Here is an 18,406-nt window from a genome sequence, read left to right on the forward strand (position 1 = left end):
ACAACTATTTTATTGTCAATTGACTTTTAAAATAGCAATGGGATGATGCGCAACATTATTTTTCTTCCCCTTGCTTTGGCGTAAAAATGTCTGCGTTTAGTCGTCCCGTGCTGTTACTGCTGGCCGGGCTGTTGTTATTTACAACATCAATGGCGGTACTGAATACGCTGGTTCCTCTCTGGTTAATTCATGAATCTTTAACGACCTGGCAAGTAGGTATTGTTAGTTCATCTTATTTCGGTGGAAATCTGCTGGGGACGCTAGTCGCCGGGTTCTGTATTAGTACTTTTGGTTTTAACCGAACCTATTACTACTCCTGCGCGCTTTTTATTGCAGCAACGCTATTGCTCGGGTTATCTGTTGATTTTGTGAGTTGGAGCCTGTGGCGCCTGTTAGCGGGGATTGCCTGTGCCATTATTTGGGTGGTGGTAGAAAGTGCGCTATTGCGTAGTGGAACGATTCATACTCGTGGATTTCTGCTTGCGGCCTATATGGTCATTTACTATGCGGGAACGTTGGTAGGGCAGCTGTTATTGGGGATGATTCCGACCAATCTCAGCGCGATATTACCGTGGGTGATTGGCCTACTACTGCTGGCTATTTTGCCATTGCTGTTTGCTCGTTTCCCAAAACCAGAACATGCAAATAAAAAAATATCTGTATGGATGATGTGGAAGCGTCGTGATGCCCATTTGGGCATTATCGGCTGTATTATTTCCGGAATAGTTATTGGTTCATTGTATGGTCTGTTACCCATCTATCTTTCCCATGCGGGTTATAGAGATGCAGATGTTGGCTATTGGATTGCCTTGATGGTGGGGGCCGGGATTATTGGTCAACTACCAGCAGGTAAATTGGTTGAACGCTATGGCAGGGTGTTTGTTCTGCGTATTCAGGTGGTTGCCATCATTGTCAGCTCAATGGTTATTATTAGTGGTTATCCATTAGCTCCAGCACTGTTTATATTGGGCTTTTCTGGTTTTACCCTTTATCCAGTGGCAATGGCATGGGCATGTGAAAAAGTGGATACGAGTGAACTGATAACCATGAATCAGACACTTTTACTGAGTTATACCGTGGGGAGTTTGGCGGGCCCGGCGTTAACGGCTGCGTTGATGCAACATTATTCCGATCGACTACTCTTTATTGTGATCGCCGTGGCGGCAGCAATATTCATGATAATGCTGTTTAACCGAGCATTGCGCCATCGTAATCCATTGGCAATGCAATAAAGATTATTTACGATTGTTTTAAAAAGGCCGATAGTGGATTATCCATTACCGGCCTTTTTCGTTCAGCGGGGAAGACGAATATTAGTAAATTACTTTATGACCATACTCTTCAAGGATCGATTTCACGCGATCCATGATTTCTTTAGTCGGCGGTTTTACCCCGTCAAGGCCATATTCTTCACCCATGGCTACCCACTTGTGCTTGCCTAACTCATGGTAAGGAAGCAGCTCAATTTTCTCTATATTAGTCATATTTTGAGTAAACTCACCGAGCATGCGGGCTGACTTCTCATCGTCGGACCAGCCGGGAACAACCACATAACGAATCCATGTTTTCTGGTTGCGTTTGGCTAAATGGCGCGCAAATTCAAGGGTACGATGGTTAGATACGCCCACCAGATTTTGATGGACGCTGTCATCCATCTGTTTTAAATCTAGCATTACCAGATCGGTTACATCCAATAGTTCGTCAATTACCGCATCATAACGGCGGACGAAGCCGTTAGTATCCAGACAGGTGTGGATGCCTTCTTTCCTACAGGCTCTGAACCAATCACGAACGAACTCAGCCTGTAAGATGGCTTCACCGCCCGATGCGGTAACACCACCACCAGAAGCGTTCATAAAGTGGCGATAGGTAACAATCTCTTTCATCAGATCGTCAACGGCCACTTCTTTACCGCCGTGGGTATCCCAAGTATCGCGGTTGTGGCAGTAAAGACAGCGCATCAGGCAACCCTGAAAAAAGACGATAAAACGAATGCCCGGACCGTCGACGGTACCACAGGATTCAAATGAGTGAATGCGACCATTTACTGCTGACATTGCGGTGTACTCCAAAATTGACTCTCAAAAAGAGCCCAACATGTTTGCTTCTGAGACAGTCTATCTTTGTCATCGAATAGGTTTTTGACAAGACTATCTGCTAATGATGATTTTCAATCTACCAAATTAGGGTGTTGCTTTGGCGGAAACCTCTATTCTATGACATTCTGGTTAAGATTTCTTTTAAAGCCGGCATTTTTATTGTTAATGAAAAAAGCCCTGCAAATATTGCAGGGCTTCATGTTTAGCGCATTTTCAAACTAATGCTAATTACATCGTTTGAGTAAATGTCCGGGTAATAACGTCTTGTTGCTGTTCTTTAGTCAGTGAGTTAAAACGCACTGCATAACCTGATACACGAATGGTTAACTGAGGATATTTCTCAGGATTTTCCATAGCGTCTAACAGCATTTCACGGTTCATAACGTTAACGTTCAGGTGTTGACCACCTTCGATGCTGGCTTCGTGGTGGAAGTAACCATCCATCAAACCCGCAAGGTTAGCTTTACGTACATCGTCATCTTTACCCAGTGCATTTGGAACGATAGAGAAGGTATAAGAAATACCATCTTTTGCGTAAGCAAACGGCAGTTTAGCAACAGAAGTCAGAGAGGCAACTGCACCTTTCTGGTCACGACCGTGCATTGGGTTAGCACCTGGTCCGAATGGTGCGCCAGCGCGACGACCATCTGGAGTGTTACCGGTTTTCTTACCATATACCACGTTAGAAGTGATGGTCAGAACAGACTGAGTTGGGATTGCGTGGCGATAGGTACGCAGTTTCTGAATTTTCTTCATGAAACGTTCTACCAGATCGCAGGCGATATCATCAACGCGAGAGTCGTTGTTACCGAACTGCGGATATTCACCTTCAATATCAAAGTCAACGGCCAAGCCGTTTTCATCACGGATTGGTTTAACTTTTGCGTACTTGATAGCAGACAGGGAGTCAGCGGCAACCGACAGACCAGCAATACCACATGCCATGGTGCGAACCACGTCACGATCGTGCAGAGCCATCAGCGCTGCTTCGTAGCTGTATTTGTCATGCATATAGTGAATGATGTTCAGAGAAGTCACGTACTGTTTTGCTAACCAGTCCATAAAGTGGTCTAAACGGTTCATTACTTTGTCGTAATCCAGTACGGCATCGGTCATCGGTGCTTCTTTTGGACCAACCTGGATCTTCATTTTTTCATCCATACCGCCGTTAATGGCATACAGCATGGTTTTAGCCAGGTTTGCACGAGCACCGAAGAACTGCATTTGTTTACCAACGATCATTGGGCTTACGCAGCAAGCGATAGCGTAGTCATCGTTGTTAAAGTCAGGACGCATCAGGTCATCATTCTCATACTGTACAGATGAGGTATCGATAGACACTTTAGCCGCATACTTTTTAAATGCGATTGGTAACTTCTCAGACCACAGAATAGTCATGTTTGGTTCTGGAGAAGGGCCCATGGTGTATAACGTGTTCAGGAAACGGAAACTGGTTTTAGACACCAGAGTACGACCATCAACACCCATACCTGCCATAGATTCTGTTGCCCAAATTGGGTCACCAGAGAACAGCTCATCATATTCAGGCGTACGCAGGAAACGAACCATACGCAGCTTCATGACTAAATGGTCGATCAGCTCTTGAGCTTCAGTTTCAGTAATTAAGCCCTTTTTCAGGTCACGTTCGATATAAACGTCAAGGAACGTTGATACACGACCGAAGGACATTGCAGCACCGTTTTGAGATTTTACTGCCGCCAGATAGGCGAAGTAGGTCCACTGAACGGCTTCACGTGCGTTAGTTGCTGGAGCAGAAATATCGTAACCGTATTTTGCTGCCATTTCTTTCATTTGACCCAGTGCACGATGTTGCTCAGAAATCTCTTCGCGCAGTTGGATAGTCATTTCTAAGTCTTCACCGTTTTCCATTTTCTCTTGTAGAGATTGGAATTGAGCGTATTTATCAGCCATCAGGAAGTCGATACCATAGACAGCTACGCGACGGTAGTCACCGATGATACGGCCACGGCCATAAGCATCTGGTAAACCGGTTAATACACCGGATTTACGGCAGTTCAGGATGTCTTTAGTATAAACATCAAAAACGCCTTGGTTGTGAGTTTTACGATAATCAGTGAAGATCTTTTTCAGTGCAGGATCAAGTTCACGACCGTAAACCTGACAAGAGCCTTCAACCATTTTAATGCCGCCATATGGAATGATGGCACGCTTCAATGGAGCGTCGGTTTGTAAACCAACGATGGTTTCTAATTCTTTGTTGATGTAACCCGCATCGTGGGAGGTAATGGTTGAAGCGATATCGGTGTCAAAATCGACTGGCGCATGTGTGCGGTTTTCGATTTTGATGCCTTCCATCACTTTATCCCATAGCTTGTCAGTCGCATCAGTTGCGCCAGCTAGGAAAGATTCATCACCTTCATATGGGGTGTAGTTTTTCTGGACAAAGTCGCGAACGTCAACGTGATGTTTCCAGTCACCGTCTTTAAATCCTTCCCACGCTTTAACAAACTTTTGGTTAAGCTCGGTCATTTTTTACCTACCTTTCATATTCTAAGGAAATTGGATTAACCTTTTATTGAAGGAAGCATCGAACTAGTGCTTCCCACCACGTAAATACATTGCCCAAAAAGGCAAACCTACTATTAACCCACCGATGATATTACCAATTGTCACGGGGATTAGGTTGTCTATAACAAAGTTACTTACAGTCAGGCTTGGAAATTGGTCCGGAGTGGCGTTAATCATGTGCCAGAACTCAGGAGATGCAAAATTCTTAATCACGATCCCCATTGGAATCATAAACATGTTTGCAATGCTGTGTTCAAAACCACCAGCAACAAACATGGCTACAGGAAGAATCATTACCAACATTTTATCGGTTAAACTGCGACCAGCATAACTCATCCATACCGCTAAGCAGACCATCAGGTTAGCCAGTGTACCAAGGGCTACCGCTTCTACAAAGGTATGATGTAGTTTATGATTTGCCGTTTGTAGCACATTTAGCCCCCAAAGGCCGTTGGCTGCAGTGATTTGGCCTGCTAAGAAGATAATAGCAACAAAGAGCAGTGCACCGACTAAATTGCCTAGATAAACGTTGATCCAGTTACGGAACATTTGACCCCAGGTAATGTGATTGCTTGCTTTAGCAATACAGGTTAATACCGTTGAGGTGAAAAGGTCGGTGCCGCAGGCAACAACCAACATCAAACCTAGAGAGAAACAGACGCCGCCTAAAAATTTAGCTATGCCGAAAGGAACATTAGCTGTTCCGGTGGTAGCGGTAATATAGAAGACGAATGCGATTGAAATAAATGCGCCAGCTAATATTGCTGAGCAGAATGTAATAGCTGGATGTTTTGTAGCTTTATATATTCCCGCATTCTCGGCAACTTGAGCCATGGCGGCGGGTGATAATGCTGCAATAGGATTATCTGTTTTCACTTAATAAGATCTCTGCGCCTAAATAAAAGACTGAAGACTAAATTGCTTGGTGATACTAACAAAGCAGTATACTGCAAAATTTGATACTGATCATGATGAGTAAAATGAATAATTGTAAAAAAGGGCGTAAAAAAGTATTTTTTAATCATATCCAATTGATTAATTTCAGTAAAAACTTTTTTAATGTTTGCAAAATATTTTTAATCAACCGCTGAAACGATATCAGACATTGTTAATAAATTATAAATAATGTATTAAATTAAAATTTATTAATTATATATTTTTACTTTTAATTAACATTAATTCTTATTATTTTACTTTTTAAAGTGGTACTAACAAGACTCTCTATTTTTTATAAAGAGTCTTGTTATTTGGTCAGTTAATTAAGCTAACCGTTTAGCCGCTTGTAATTTGTTATAGGCCGTTAGCAAAGAGCAATGTGTAGATAGTTGAGTTAAATCTTGATCTACATCAAAAAGACCGTGGAAACGTTGTATTCCACGAATATTGCTCCAGACCGTTGCCACGGTATCAGCACCATACATGCGGTTAAATACCGGATTGTATTGTTCAGGATCGCGTTCTTCGGCATCCACCTGCATTAACAGTAAGGTTTGCAGACAGCGGTAGTAGTTACGACGTTCGTCACTCAACAAAGATGCGTTGAATTCCTGAGTCCATTCCACCCAGCTTAGCGCCTGATCTAAATCACCGCCGGCGAGGGCCAACATAGATTTAAGTTCACCTACACGCAGGCTACTCCAAACGTTGTTAGAGCCGGTCGCCATTCCCAGTAGTTCACGCACACGCACAAAGTCGTCTAGGCCTTCTTGATCTATCTGCTCGATGAAAGCCAGATACTCTTCTGGCTGCCACTGGCTGGAGGGTAGGCTTAAAATGGTGTCTCTTAAATGTTGGCCCATACTGTTATTGGCTAACACCAGATCTTCGGCAGGATAGATATCGGACATACCTGGAACCAGAATCCGGCAGGCATCAACCCCCAAATGGGTGTAATCAGCGATATAGACTTCCACTTCTTCTTTATTAAAGATAGTCATCATGGTGGCAAACTCTTCTTCAGAGGTTCCACTGAAGTCCCAACCAACAAATTCATAGTCGGCTTGTTGTTTAAACAGATCCCAAGAAATTAAACCGCTGGAATCAATAAAGTGTGTTTCCAGATTGGTATATTCACCCACTTCTTCATTATCAAAGGTTGGTGCGTTGAACACGTCCAAATCTTTCAGGCTGCGGCCCTGTAGCAATTCGGTGACGGTACGCTCCAGTGCAACGCCAAAGTCAGGGTGGGCACCAAATGAAGCAAAGCAGGTTCCATTGGTTGGGTTGAACAGCACAACGCAGATAACAGGGTATTGACCACCCAGAGAAGCGTCATAAGCAAATATTGGGAAACCTTCAGCTTCAAGCGTGGTGATTGCTTCTTTTACCGATGGATAAAGATCGATCATCGCCTGCGGGATTTCCGGCAGGCTAATAGCTTCAGCAATAATGCGGTTTTTTACAAAACGCTCAAAAATTTCTGATAGCGCCTGAACTCGCGCTTCATTGCGGTTATTACCGGCAGACATCCCGTTAGAAACATAAAGGTTACCGATAATGTTCATTGGAATATAAACCGTTTCACGATCGGATTGACGGACAAACGGTAGGGTACAGATCCCCCGATCGACATTGCCAGACTGTAAATCAACCAGCTCGGTGGCTGTTAGGCTTTGGTCAGGGTCATAAAAAGCATGCAGGTGCGGATCTAAAATACCTTCAGGTAAGCTGTTGTCCGGAGAAACAGGAAACCATCTCTCATTGGGATAGTGGACAAAATCACTTTCAGCAATGGTTTTGCCTAAATAGAAATCTGCAAAAAAGTAGTTAGTGGACAAACGCTCAAAATATTCACCTAGTGCAGAAGCCAGAGCTGCTTTTCGAGTCGCGCCTTTTCCATTAGTAAAACAGAGTGGACAATCCTTATCACGTATATGTACCGACCAAACATTTGGAACTGGGTTTAGCCAGGACGCTTCTTCTATATTGAACCCTAATTGAGTTAGCTTTTGTTGAAAACGCGAGATGGAGTCTTCCAGTGCTGCATCTTTACCAGGAATAAACGTTTGCGGTGTTGTAGGAGTGATTGTTTGCATTAATTTTTAGGCTCTTGATTCTTAATGGATTTGTCCATGCTATTTCGTTAATTTAACGAGTCGGCATCATACGGGTTTTTTGAGCATAGCTCCATAGTGTGTGATGCAATAATTAATTAGCTGAATGACTCAATGAATGTTAGTTCTCGGGCGTAGTGTCACAGAAAAAAAATCAAATGTTCTAATAATACAGTGAGTTTCAGGATGTTAAGTGGGGCTCTATTGTCGGAATATAATTACGTCACGTTATAATTTTTTCGTAATTAATTCACTTCAGACATACTGATATTTTGGTTGTAATTGAAGCTGTATTTCGTCGCTCCAATTATTAATTATTTTAAAGATATCAGTAACTCAGATACTCATTTTTTGCTTTAAGAATAACGTAGATAGGAGATTAAGTATGTTAGAGGTCAAGAAGACTACCCTTGGTGTTTTGCTTTGTTGTCTCACTGTGCCCGCGTTGGCAAAATTACCGACTATTACCATTTTGGCCACCGGTGGAACCATTGCGGGCGGGGGCGTTTCAGAAACACAATCTAATTATGTCTCAGGGCAGTTTGGTGTAGATCGTTTAGTTGATGCCGTTCCACAATTAAAAGAGATTGCGGATATTAAAGGCGAGCAAATCGTGAATATCGGTTCACAGGATATGAATGATGAAGTCTGGCTTAAGCTGGCTAAGATTATCAACGCAGGTTGTAACAGCAGCGATGGTTTCGTGATTACTCACGGCACAGATACAATGGAAGAAACCGCCTACTTCCTTAACCTGACGGTAAAATGTAATAAACCGGTAGTGATGGTTGGTGCAATGCGCCCAGCTACCGCCATGAGTGCCGACGGCCCCTTCAATCTTTACAATGCCGTGGTAGTTGCCTCAGATAAAAACTCAGCAGGTCGTGGCGTGTTGGTTGCGATGAATGATGTTGTTCTCGGTGGTCGGGACGTGACTAAAACCAATACTACCGGTGTTGAGACTTTCCAGTCAGTCAACTATGGGCCACTGGGGTATATCCATAATGGTAAAATCGATTATCAGCGAATACCAACACGGGCTCACGCACCAGAAGCACCATTTGACGTCAGTAAACTGGCTGAGCTGCCAAAAGTAGACATCATATATAGTTACGCGAATGCTTCGGCTTCACCGGTTAAGGCTCTGCTTGCTGATGGGACGAAAGGTATTGTTAGCGCAGGTGTAGGTAATGGTAACCTGTATAAAACGGTATTTGATGCGTTAGTTCATGCCAGAGATCAGGGGGTTGTAGTCGTTCGTTCTTCACGTGTACCGATGGGTTCTACGACGCAGGATGCAGAAATTGATGATGTTAAGTATGGTTTTGTTGCATCCGGTACGCTGAATCCACAAAAAGCACGCGTGCTGCTACAGTTAGCGTTAACGAAGACGCAAGATCCGGTTGAAATTCAGAAGATGTTTAATCAATATTAATAGATAGATGCCAGTGATAGCGGGTGCCTGACTGATAGACGACATCCGCTATTTTTTTACTTTCTTCATTATTCGGTCTGGAATATTTGCTGTTTTTCTCTTCATCTTGATGAATGTGCTGTTCTTTCGTTTCTTTTAGCTAATTCATTTGCTTGTCTTGCTATAAGCAACCCCTTTTTTGCGGTAGATAACAAAACAGATGCCGATTGGAGTGAAAAATTAATCAGAACTGATGCATAAAGCATTGCAGCAAAACTAAGTGAATGATAAAACCGATAATCTCTTTTCTAAAAAACTAATCCATAATCTCTATCAGGGCGGTGAAGTAAATGGCACAGGTATTTAATTTTAGTGCAGGGCCGGCAATGTTACCGGTTGAAGTGTTACGTCAGGCACAACAAGAACTTTGTGACTGGCAGGGGCTCGGCACATCGGTCATGGAAATTAGTCACCGCAGTAAAGAGTTTATTCAGGTAGCCGAAACGGCTGAGCGCGATCTGCGCGATTTGATGAAGATTCCTGATAATTATAAAGTCCTGTTTAGTCATGGGGGCGCGCGTGCCCAATTTGCCTCGATTCCCTTAAATTTATTAGGTGACGCTACTCAGGCTGACTATATTGATGGCGGCTATTGGGCCCACAGCGCAATTCAGGAAGCGGAAAAATACTGCACGACAAACGTGTTTGATGCAAAAACTCAAATCGATGGATTATCGGCCATTAAACCAATGAAAGATTGGGTGTTGAGTGATAAATCTGCCTATGTTCACTTCTGTCCAAATGAGACGATTGACGGTGTAGCTATTGATGAACAACCTGATTTTGGCGATAAGGTTGTAGTCGCTGACCTCTCTTCAACCATCTTATCGCGCCCCATTGATGTTAGCCGCTATGGCGTAATTTATGCTGGGGCACAAAAGAATATTGGACCGGCAGGTATCACGGTGATCGTCATACGTGAAGACCTGCTGGGTAAAGCGCGCCAAGAGACGCCGTCTATTCTCGATTTTACCGTGTTACATGAGAATGACTCCATGTTCAATACACCACCTACCTTTGCTTGGTATCTGTCAGGGCTGGTATTCAAATGGCTAAAAGCGCAGGGTGGATTGACTGAAATGTCTCGTCGTAACGAAGAGAAAGCATCACATCTGTATGGCTTTATTGATAGCAGTGATTTCTACCGTAACGGCGTGGCGATAGCTAACCGCTCTTGGATGAATATTCCATTCCAACTGGCTGATGGTGCACTGGATAAACTATTCTTGGAAGAGGCTCAGGTCGCTGGTTTACATGCACTGAAGGGCCATCGGGTGCTGGGCGGTATGCGTGCATCTGTCTATAACGCGATGCCGTTGTCTGGCGTTCAGGCATTAACGCAATTTATGGCTGATTTTGAACAACGTCATGGTTAATTATTGTTGATTTATGGCCTTGTAAAATTAATGTGTTATAAAAAAACTGGTGGGCTATCAGGTTGTCTGCCAGTGGGGATTATTGTGAATCTATTGGGCCAACAGGCCAATAATAGTAATGATTGAGAGCTAACCCAGTGAAAACAATAGGGCTTATCGGTGGGATGAGTTGGGAATCAACCATCCCTTATTATCGTCATATTAATGAAACCATTCGCCATCATCTTGGTGGTCTGCATTCCGCTAAAATTGTATTGTTTAGCGTTGATTTTCAGGAAATAGAGCAGTTGCAACATCAGGGCGATTGGGATGCTGCCGGTGAACATCTGGTACAGGCGGCGCGTAAACTTGAAAGTGCAGGGGCTGATTTTCTGGTTATTTGTACCAACACCATGCACAAAGTTCATGAAACGGTAGAAAATGCGGTTGCGGTTCCTGTTTGCCATATTGCTGATGCAACAGCAGAAGTCATTCTGGAAGATGGTATTAAGAAGGTTGGCTTGCTGGGTACTCGATTTACCATGGAGCAAGATTTCTATAAGGGGCGACTCAATAGCCAGCACGGCATTGAGGTTATCGTGCCAGAGGAAGCCGATCGCGAGATCGTGCATCGCGTTATCTATCAGGAACTTTGTCTAGGCAGGATTGAAGCTGAATCCCGCCTACAATTTAGCCGAATAATGCAGCAATTGGTGGATAACGGTGCGCAGGGAATTATTCTGGGTTGTACCGAGATAGGCCTATTGGTTGGTGCTAAAGATGCCTCTGTTCCTTTATATGACACCGCAGAAATACATGCTGTTCGTGCGGCGGAGCTTTCACTGAAAGCTTAAGCGTCACTGCAAATTACTTTTTACCGATTTGAATATTCAAACCCGATAACAAGAGAACATTTACCCATGCTGGAATCGTTAACCCTACAACCCATTGCGAAATTTGATGGAACTATTAATTTGCCTGGTTCAAAAAGTGTTTCTAACCGGGCATTACTGCTGGCTGCAATGGCACAGGGCAAAACCCGACTGACTAACCTGCTAGACAGTGATGATGTTCGTCATATGCTTAATGCGTTAAAAGCACTGGGTGTTCATTATCAGTTATCTGATTGCCATACCATTTGCGATATCGACGGTGTAGGGGGACCATTGAAGGCTCCAAACGCACTGGAGATATTTTTGGGAAATGCAGGAACGGCCATGCGCCCGCTGGCTGCGGCATTAAGTTTGGGGCAGAGTGATATCATCCTAACCGGTGAGCCTCGAATGAAAGAGCGTCCGATTGGTCATCTGGTGGATTCATTACGTCAGGGTGGCGCGCAGATTGATTACCTTGAGCAACAAAACTACCCACCGCTTCGTCTGCGTGGTGGTTTTCAGGGGGGAAATATCTCTGTCGATGGTTCTGTGTCCAGCCAATTTTTAACGGCCTTATTGATGACGGCTCCATTGGCGGTACAAGATACCCATATTGCGATTAAAGGTGATTTAGTTTCAAAACCCTATATCGACATTACACTTCATATGATGAGCGATTTTGGTATTGAAGTCCGTCATGACAACTACCAGGTTTTCCATGTCAAAGGGCAACAACAGTATCGTGCAGTGGAACAATATCTGGTTGAAGGTGATGCCTCTTCAGCATCTTACTTTCTTGCGGCAGCAGCGATTAAAGGCGGTAGCGTGAGAGTTACCGGCATCGGTAAAAACAGTGTTCAGGGCGATATTCGTTTTGCCGATGTGCTGGAAGCCATGGGGGCCAAAATTATTTGGGGCGACGATTTTATCGAATGTCAGCATGGTGTGTTAAACGGCACTGATATGGATATGAACCATATTCCGGATGCGGCGATGACCATTGCCACCACGGCGCTGTTCGCTAAAGGGGAAACCCGCATTCGTAATATCTACAACTGGCGAGTTAAAGAGACCGACCGGCTCAGTGCAATGGCAACGGAACTGAGAAAAGTAGGTGCAGAAGTAGAGGAGGGGGAAGATTATATTCGAGTGGTTCCACCTGCACATCTGAAGCATGCAGAAATTGAAACTTATAACGATCACCGTATGGCGATGTGTTTTTCGCTGGTAGCGTTGTCCGATACGCCAGTGACCATTTTGGACCCAAAATGTACCGCCAAAACCTTTCCTGACTACTTTAAACAGTTCGCGCGTTTAAGTCAGTTGGCATAACGTTGCTATTTCAAGTGATACAGGTTTTAGCCACCTGTATCACTTATCTGATACTTGCATGTCTTTTCAATCAACAAATAGGGTTAACATCCATCTATTTACGCACCTTTCTTATTGAAATCTAATTATTTGTTCTTTTTGCATACGACCATAGTGAATACATATCCTGTCAGTTAGCAGCGATGATGCGTATAATCACGGGATATGTTCCATTGACGTACATCATGATTTTTCTGGTTTAAAGGAGCTCGATATGACAGCAGTTGCGCCGGTAATAACCGTTGACGGCCCAAGCGGAGTGGGGAAAGGAACGCTCTGTCAGGCTTTGGCCGAAAAACTGGGGTGGCATTTACTGGATTCAGGTGCTATTTATCGCGTTTTAGCATTAGCCGCACTGCATCATGAAGTGGATCTGGCTTCGGAAGAGGCGCTAGTTCCTCTGGCTATTCATTTGAATGTTCGTTTTATTTCTCAACAAAACCAATTGCAGGTGATTCTTGAGGGTGAAACGGTAACCAATGAAATCCGCAATGAGAGTGTTGGTAATGCGGCATCTCAAGTCGCGGCATTTCCGCGCGTCAGAGAAGCGCTATTACGTCGCCAAAGAGCATTTAGAGAGGCCCCAGGGCTGATTGCTGATGGCCGCGATATGGGAACGATTGTTTTTCCTGATGCGCCGGTGAAAATTTTTCTCGATGCCAGCGCGGAAGAGAGAGCCAGAAGACGCATGCTACAGTTGCAGGAAAAGGGGCAGTGTGTTAAATTCGAACGTCTTTTGTCTGAGATACAGGAACGGGATTCCCGGGATCGTAATCGGGCGGTTGCACCCCTAGTTCCGGCTACTGATGCGTTAATGATCGATTCAACCCATATGAGTGTTGATGAAGTGATTGAACGTGCGTTAGCTTATGTGCAAAGTGTGCTAAAATAATTCATGTCTACTGCTTATATTTTAGGCAGTGGGCTTTTTATGAATAACTCTGTTGCAAGGATGTAAGCAGGGTATGTATAACAACCCCATCGGGCCGGATGTCAGATGGACGTTAAATTAAAGAATCCTGAAGATTAATAACATGACTGAATCTTTTGCTCAACTCTTTGAAGAATCCCTGAATGAAATTGAAACCCGTCCGGGTTCCATTGTACGCGGCGTTGTTGTTGCTATTGATAAAGACGTTGTTCTGGTTGACGCAGGTCTGAAATCAGAATCTGCAATCCCAGTAGAACAGTTTAAAAACGCTCAGGGCGAACTGGAAATCCAGGTTGGTGATGAAGTAGACGTAGCGCTAGATGCTATCGAAGATGGTTTCGGTGAAACTCTGCTGTCTCGTGAGAAAGCGAAGCGTCATGAAGCTTGGATCACGCTGGAAAAAGCTTCTGTAGAAGCTGCAACTGTTATTGGTATTATCAATGGCAAGGTCAAAGGTGGATTTACCGTTGAGCTTAACGGCATTCGTGCGTTCTTACCAGGTTCACTGGTAGACGTTCGTCCTGTTCGTGACACGCTGCACTTAGAGGGCAAAGAGCTTGAGTTCAAGGTTATCAAACTTGACCAAAAACGTAACAACGTTGTTGTTTCTCGCCGTGCTGTAATCGAATCAGAAAACAGTGCAGAGCGCGATCAACTGCTAGAAAACCTGCAAGAAGGCATGGAAGTTAAAGGTATCGTTAAGAACCTTACTGACTACGGTGCATTCGTTGATCTGGGTGGCGTTGACGGCCTGTTACACATTACTGATATGGCTTGGAAACGCGTTAAGCATCCTAGCGAAATCGTTAATGTTGGTGATGAAATCCTGGTTAAAGTTCTTAAGTTTGACCGCGATCGTACCCGTGTTTCACTGGGTCTGAAGCAGTTAGGCGAAGATCCGTGGGTAGCTATCGCTAAGCGTTACCCAGAAGGTACTAAACTGACTGGTCGCGTAACCAACCTGACTGACTACGGCTGCTTCGTTGAAATCGAAGAAGGCGTTGAAGGTCTGGTACACGTTTCAGAAATGGATTGGACCAACAAAAACATTCATCCATCTAAAGTTGTTAACGTGGGTGATGTGGTTGAAGTTATGGTTCTGGATATCGACGAAGAACGTCGTCGTATCTCTCTGGGTCTGAAGCAGTGCAAAATGAACCCATGGCAGCAATTCGCTGAAACCCATAACAAGGGCGAGCGTGTTGAAGGTAAGATCAAGTCAATCACTGACTTCGGTATCTTCATCGGCTTAGACGGCGGTATTGATGGTCTGGTTCACCTGTCTGACATATCTTGGAACGTTGCTGGAGAAGAAGCGGTTCGTGACTATAAGAAAGGTGACGAAATCGCCGCTGTGGTTCTGCAAGTTGATGCAGAGCGCGAGCGTATCTCTTTAGGCGTTAAGCAATTGGCTGAAGATCCATTTAACAACTACCTAGCTAATAACAAGAAAGGTGCTATTGTTAAAGGGAAAGTAACAGCAGTTGACGCAAAAGGTGCTACAGTTGAATTAGCGGGTGGCGTTGATGGTTACCTGCGTGCTGCTGATGCAAGCCGTGAGCGTGTTGAAGATGCAACCACGGTTCTGAGCGTTGGTGATGAAGTTGAAGCTAAATACACGGGTGTTGATCGTAAAAACCGTGTAATCAGCCTGTCTGTCCGTGCTAAAGACGAAGCTGATGAGAAAGAAGCCGTTGCTACTGTTAATAATACTAACAGCACTAAGCAAGAAGAAGGTGGATTCTCTAACGCTATGGCTGAAGCATTTAAAGCAGCTAAAGGCGAATAATGGCGAGGGGCAGCAATGCTGCCCCTTCGGTAGTTGAGCTGATAAGCTTGGAGGAACGATGACCAAGTCTGAACTTATAGAAAGACTCGCTAGTAGACACACTCATTTACCAACTAAATCAGTTGAAGATGCAGTGAAAGAGATGCTTGAGCATATGGCAGTAACTTTAGCCGGTGGTGAACGCATCGAGATCCGTGGGTTTGGCAGTTTTTCTCTTCACTACCGTGCCCCGCGTGTTGGACGTAACCCAAAAACGGGTGAGAAAGTGGAACTAGAAAGTAAATATGTTCCGCACTTTAAACCAGGTAAAGAGTTACGCGATCGTGCGAATATTTACGGTCAATAATCCGTAAATCATTGCCTGTTTGACTTAATTATAAAATCCGGACCAGTTAATCTGTTCCGGATTTTTTATTGGTTTAAGTTTATAAGCAGTCTGAAAACTCAGCCCGCTTCGCAATATCCATGCAACAATAGGCAATGCGAATAAAATATTGCTTTCCGGTTCGCTCTTCTGATTTCCTCTTGTCGTCCCACAATAGATATCCATATATAAAACGGAATAACAAAGCCGTATCCAAAGGATCTCTATTTTGCGTTCAGTGCTCTCAATCGATCTGATTTCATGTGCGGTAATCAGCGGTATTCTACCCTTGCTATTTCTCCCGAAACTTCCTTCCCCATTGATTTGGTGGTCGGTTGCGATGATTGCTCTACTGTGTGCTGGATGTCGAGGGAATAACCTAAAGTTCTTATCTATTACGTTACTCAGTTTTTTATGGGGTACCTTGTATGCTGATGAAGCTTATCATCAGGTCAATAGTTACGCGGGGCGCACAGCCCAAGTACAGGGGCAGATAGTGAGTGCCCAGATCAACGCAAAAGAATCTCAAACCGTGTTGCTACGGGTGAAGCAGGTAGATGGCCAGACATTATCGTGGATGGAATACTTCACGTTGCCACTCCACTTTTCGATGACCGATCAGATAATTGCCCAACAAATGGCGGCAGGGCAGCAATGGCAGTTAAATCTGCTATTCAGAGCGGTTCACAGTCGTTTAAATCAGGGGGATATGACCAGCAACGTAGGGCTATTGCCATTCATCAGCCGCTCATTGGGCAGGTCAAGTCAGCAAAAGTCTTGGATGAATCTATAGAGCTTCGGCAGAAATTAATGAATCGGGTGCAACAGTTTATAGCGCCGTTAGCAACCAAGGATATCATTTTGGCCCTCGCATTTGGTGAACGGGGAGGGATGCGGCCAGAACGAAGAACACTGTTCTTACAAACAGGAACCGCTCATCTGATGGCAATATCGGGCCTACACATTTCTTTGGCGGCATTGTTCGGTTGGGCTTTAGCCCGAGGGATACAGTATCTTTTTCGCAATCGCTATATAGGCTTGTGGTTTCCTATGCTTTTGGGATGGATAACTGCAACGTTATACGTTTGGTTATCGGGGGCCAATCCTCCTGCGTTAAGAGCTTTTTTGGCACTTTCAATCTGGATGTTACTGAGAGGGAAAGGAATTAACTGGACTCCGTGGCAGGTTTGGTTACGTATCATTACCCTACTATTGATATTCGATCCATTGATGATTCTCTCTGACAGCTTATGGCTATCCTGTCTGGCCGTTGCCGGATTGATTTTTGGTTTCAATGGGTTCCATTGCCTAGTTGGATAACGTTTCGTTATCGAGTCTTGGCCCGTTGGCTACATTTACAGCTAGCCATGATGGTTTTGCTTATCCCCATACAGCTTTTTATGTTTCATGGCATCAGTTGGACATCATTACCGGCCAATCTTGTCGCTGTACCTGTGGTCTCATTTGTGACCGTTCCTGCGATATTATTCGGACTACTCTTTTGCTGGTTACCATCATTGGCAATCTTATTTTGGTGGATTGCAGATTACTCATTATTAGGCGTGTTGTTTACATTGGGAGAGTTGCAGCAGGGATGGGCCGCCGTTGCTAGTTCAACGTTGCTATTTAGTGGGTTAGGTTGGGTGCTAATCATTTGTTGGCGTCTCTCGTTGTGGCGTTGCGGGTTGTTTACGCCATGGGTAACCCTCATCGCGATTCTGGTCCCATTTGGGCAAAAGCCGGATGAAAAATGGCGGGTTGATATGTTAGATGTTGGTCACGGTTTGGCCGTGGTTATTCGACAAGGAGATCGGGCGATAATCTATGATACCGGCAATAGTTGGAATGGTGGTTCAATGGCCGAAAAAGAGATCCTGCCATTTTTGCGTTGGCATCGTTTATCTTTGCTGGGCATCATTATCAGCCATCAGGATTTGGACCATATTGGCGGTTTAGACGTATTACAGAAAGCCTATCCTGAAGCGTGGTTACGTATACCAAACCGGTCCTCAGGTGAAGGTTGTCAGCAGGGAGATCGTTGGCAATGGGGGCATTTAACGTTTAACGTACTTTGGCCGCCGGTTCTGGTCACTCGGGCTTATAATGCCAACTCTTGTGTATTACGTATTAGCGATGGTAAATATAGCGTATTGCTAACCGGAGATCTGGAAAGCATTCAGGAACTGAATCTAGTTAAACACTATGGTAATCAACTGGTCAGTGATATTTTACAGACACCCCATCATGGCAGTAAAAGCTCATCCACACTCTCCTTTATACAAACGGTCAATCCACAGGCTACATTAACCTCGGTATCACGTTATAATCCTTGGAATCTCCCCGCTAAAAGTGTGGAACAACGGTATAAAAACTCTAGAATAAAATGGATTTCTACAGCGAAATCTGGTCAGGTTAGTTTATTGTTTTATAAAGATAAATATAGAATATTAACCCTCAGAGAAGATTTTATGCCCCGCTGGTATCACCAGTGGTTTGGTTCTTTGCTTCATAATGAGTAGAATAGCGCGCTATTTCGCATAATGTT

The 18,406-nt window shown here is 44.2% G+C and carries 12 protein-coding genes and 1 pseudogene; 9 read left to right on the top strand and 4 right to left on the bottom strand.

Features of this window, described 5'->3' with window-relative positions; all coding sequences use genetic code 11:
* The first annotated feature begins 86 nt into the window (after positions 1-86).
* Entirely contained in the window at positions 87-1,232 is a 1,146-nt protein-coding gene (locus HYN51_RS05705; RefSeq protein WP_108901944.1) for an MFS transporter, read from the top strand.
* Between the two features lie 81 nt (positions 1,233-1,313).
* Here HYN51_RS05705 and pflA read toward each other — a convergent pair whose 3' ends face one another.
* The 4 genes from pflA to ycaO all read right to left on the bottom strand — a co-directional run bounded on the left by pflA (position 1,314) and on the right by ycaO (position 7,684).
* Positions 1,314-2,057: a pyruvate formate lyase 1-activating protein gene (gene pflA / locus HYN51_RS05710; RefSeq protein ID WP_108901945.1), complete on the bottom strand. Its 744-nt coding sequence runs from the start codon at positions 2,055-2,057 to the stop codon at positions 1,314-1,316.
* A gap of 270 nt (positions 2,058-2,327) precedes the next feature.
* The gene (gene pflB, locus HYN51_RS05715) at positions 2,328-4,610 is read right to left on the bottom strand and encodes a formate C-acetyltransferase (RefSeq protein ID WP_108901946.1); all 2,283 of its coding nucleotides are present in this window, start codon (positions 4,608-4,610) and stop codon (positions 2,328-2,330) included.
* Positions 4,611-4,673: 63 nt separating this feature from the next.
* The gene (focA, locus tag HYN51_RS05720; protein WP_108901947.1) at positions 4,674-5,525 is read right to left on the bottom strand and encodes a formate transporter FocA; all 852 of its coding nucleotides are present in this window, start codon (positions 5,523-5,525) and stop codon (positions 4,674-4,676) included.
* A 383-nt stretch (positions 5,526-5,908) separates the two neighbouring features.
* Positions 5,909-7,684, bottom strand: coding sequence for a 30S ribosomal protein S12 methylthiotransferase accessory factor YcaO (ycaO, locus tag HYN51_RS05725; protein WP_108901948.1), 1,776 nt, complete (start codon positions 7,682-7,684; stop codon positions 5,909-5,911).
* Between the two features lie 403 nt (positions 7,685-8,087).
* Here ycaO and ansB point away from each other — a divergent pair, with 403 nt between their 5' ends.
* The 8 genes and pseudogenes from ansB (at position 8,088) to HYN51_RS16700 (ending at position 18,380) form a co-directional block, all read left to right on the top strand.
* Positions 8,088-9,137 (top strand): L-asparaginase 2, encoded by a 1,050-nt coding sequence (gene ansB / locus HYN51_RS05730; protein ID WP_108901949.1) that lies wholly within the window; start codon positions 8,088-8,090, stop codon positions 9,135-9,137.
* Positions 9,138-9,466: 329 nt separating this feature from the next.
* On the top strand, positions 9,467-10,552 hold the full coding sequence (serC, locus tag HYN51_RS05735; RefSeq protein WP_108901950.1) for a 3-phosphoserine/phosphohydroxythreonine transaminase: 1,086 nt from the start codon (positions 9,467-9,469) through the stop codon (positions 10,550-10,552).
* Between the two features lie 137 nt (positions 10,553-10,689).
* The gene (locus HYN51_RS05740; protein WP_108901951.1) at positions 10,690-11,385 is read left to right on the top strand and encodes an aspartate/glutamate racemase family protein; all 696 of its coding nucleotides are present in this window, start codon (positions 10,690-10,692) and stop codon (positions 11,383-11,385) included.
* A 66-nt stretch (positions 11,386-11,451) separates the two neighbouring features.
* Positions 11,452-12,738, top strand: a complete 1,287-nt coding sequence (aroA, locus tag HYN51_RS05745) for a 3-phosphoshikimate 1-carboxyvinyltransferase (protein ID WP_108901952.1) — start codon at positions 11,452-11,454, stop codon at positions 12,736-12,738.
* A gap of 253 nt (positions 12,739-12,991) precedes the next feature.
* The gene (cmk, locus tag HYN51_RS05750) at positions 12,992-13,669 is read left to right on the top strand and encodes a (d)CMP kinase (RefSeq protein WP_108901953.1); all 678 of its coding nucleotides are present in this window, start codon (positions 12,992-12,994) and stop codon (positions 13,667-13,669) included.
* A 142-nt stretch (positions 13,670-13,811) separates the two neighbouring features.
* Complete coding sequence (gene rpsA / locus HYN51_RS05755; protein ID WP_108901954.1) at positions 13,812-15,497, top strand: 30S ribosomal protein S1; 1,686 nt, start codon at positions 13,812-13,814, stop codon at positions 15,495-15,497.
* 58 nt (positions 15,498-15,555) lie between these two features.
* On the top strand, positions 15,556-15,843 hold the full coding sequence (gene ihfB / locus HYN51_RS05760; RefSeq protein ID WP_108901955.1) for an integration host factor subunit beta: 288 nt from the start codon (positions 15,556-15,558) through the stop codon (positions 15,841-15,843).
* A gap of 672 nt (positions 15,844-16,515) precedes the next feature.
* A pseudogene (locus tag HYN51_RS16700) lies at positions 16,516-18,380 on the top strand (DNA internalization-related competence protein ComEC/Rec2).
* Positions 18,381-18,406: the final 26 nt, after the last annotated feature.

The organism is Limnobaculum parvum (genome assembly GCF_003096015.2).
Taxonomy (GTDB): Bacteria; Pseudomonadota; Gammaproteobacteria; order Enterobacterales; family Enterobacteriaceae; genus Limnobaculum; species Limnobaculum parvum.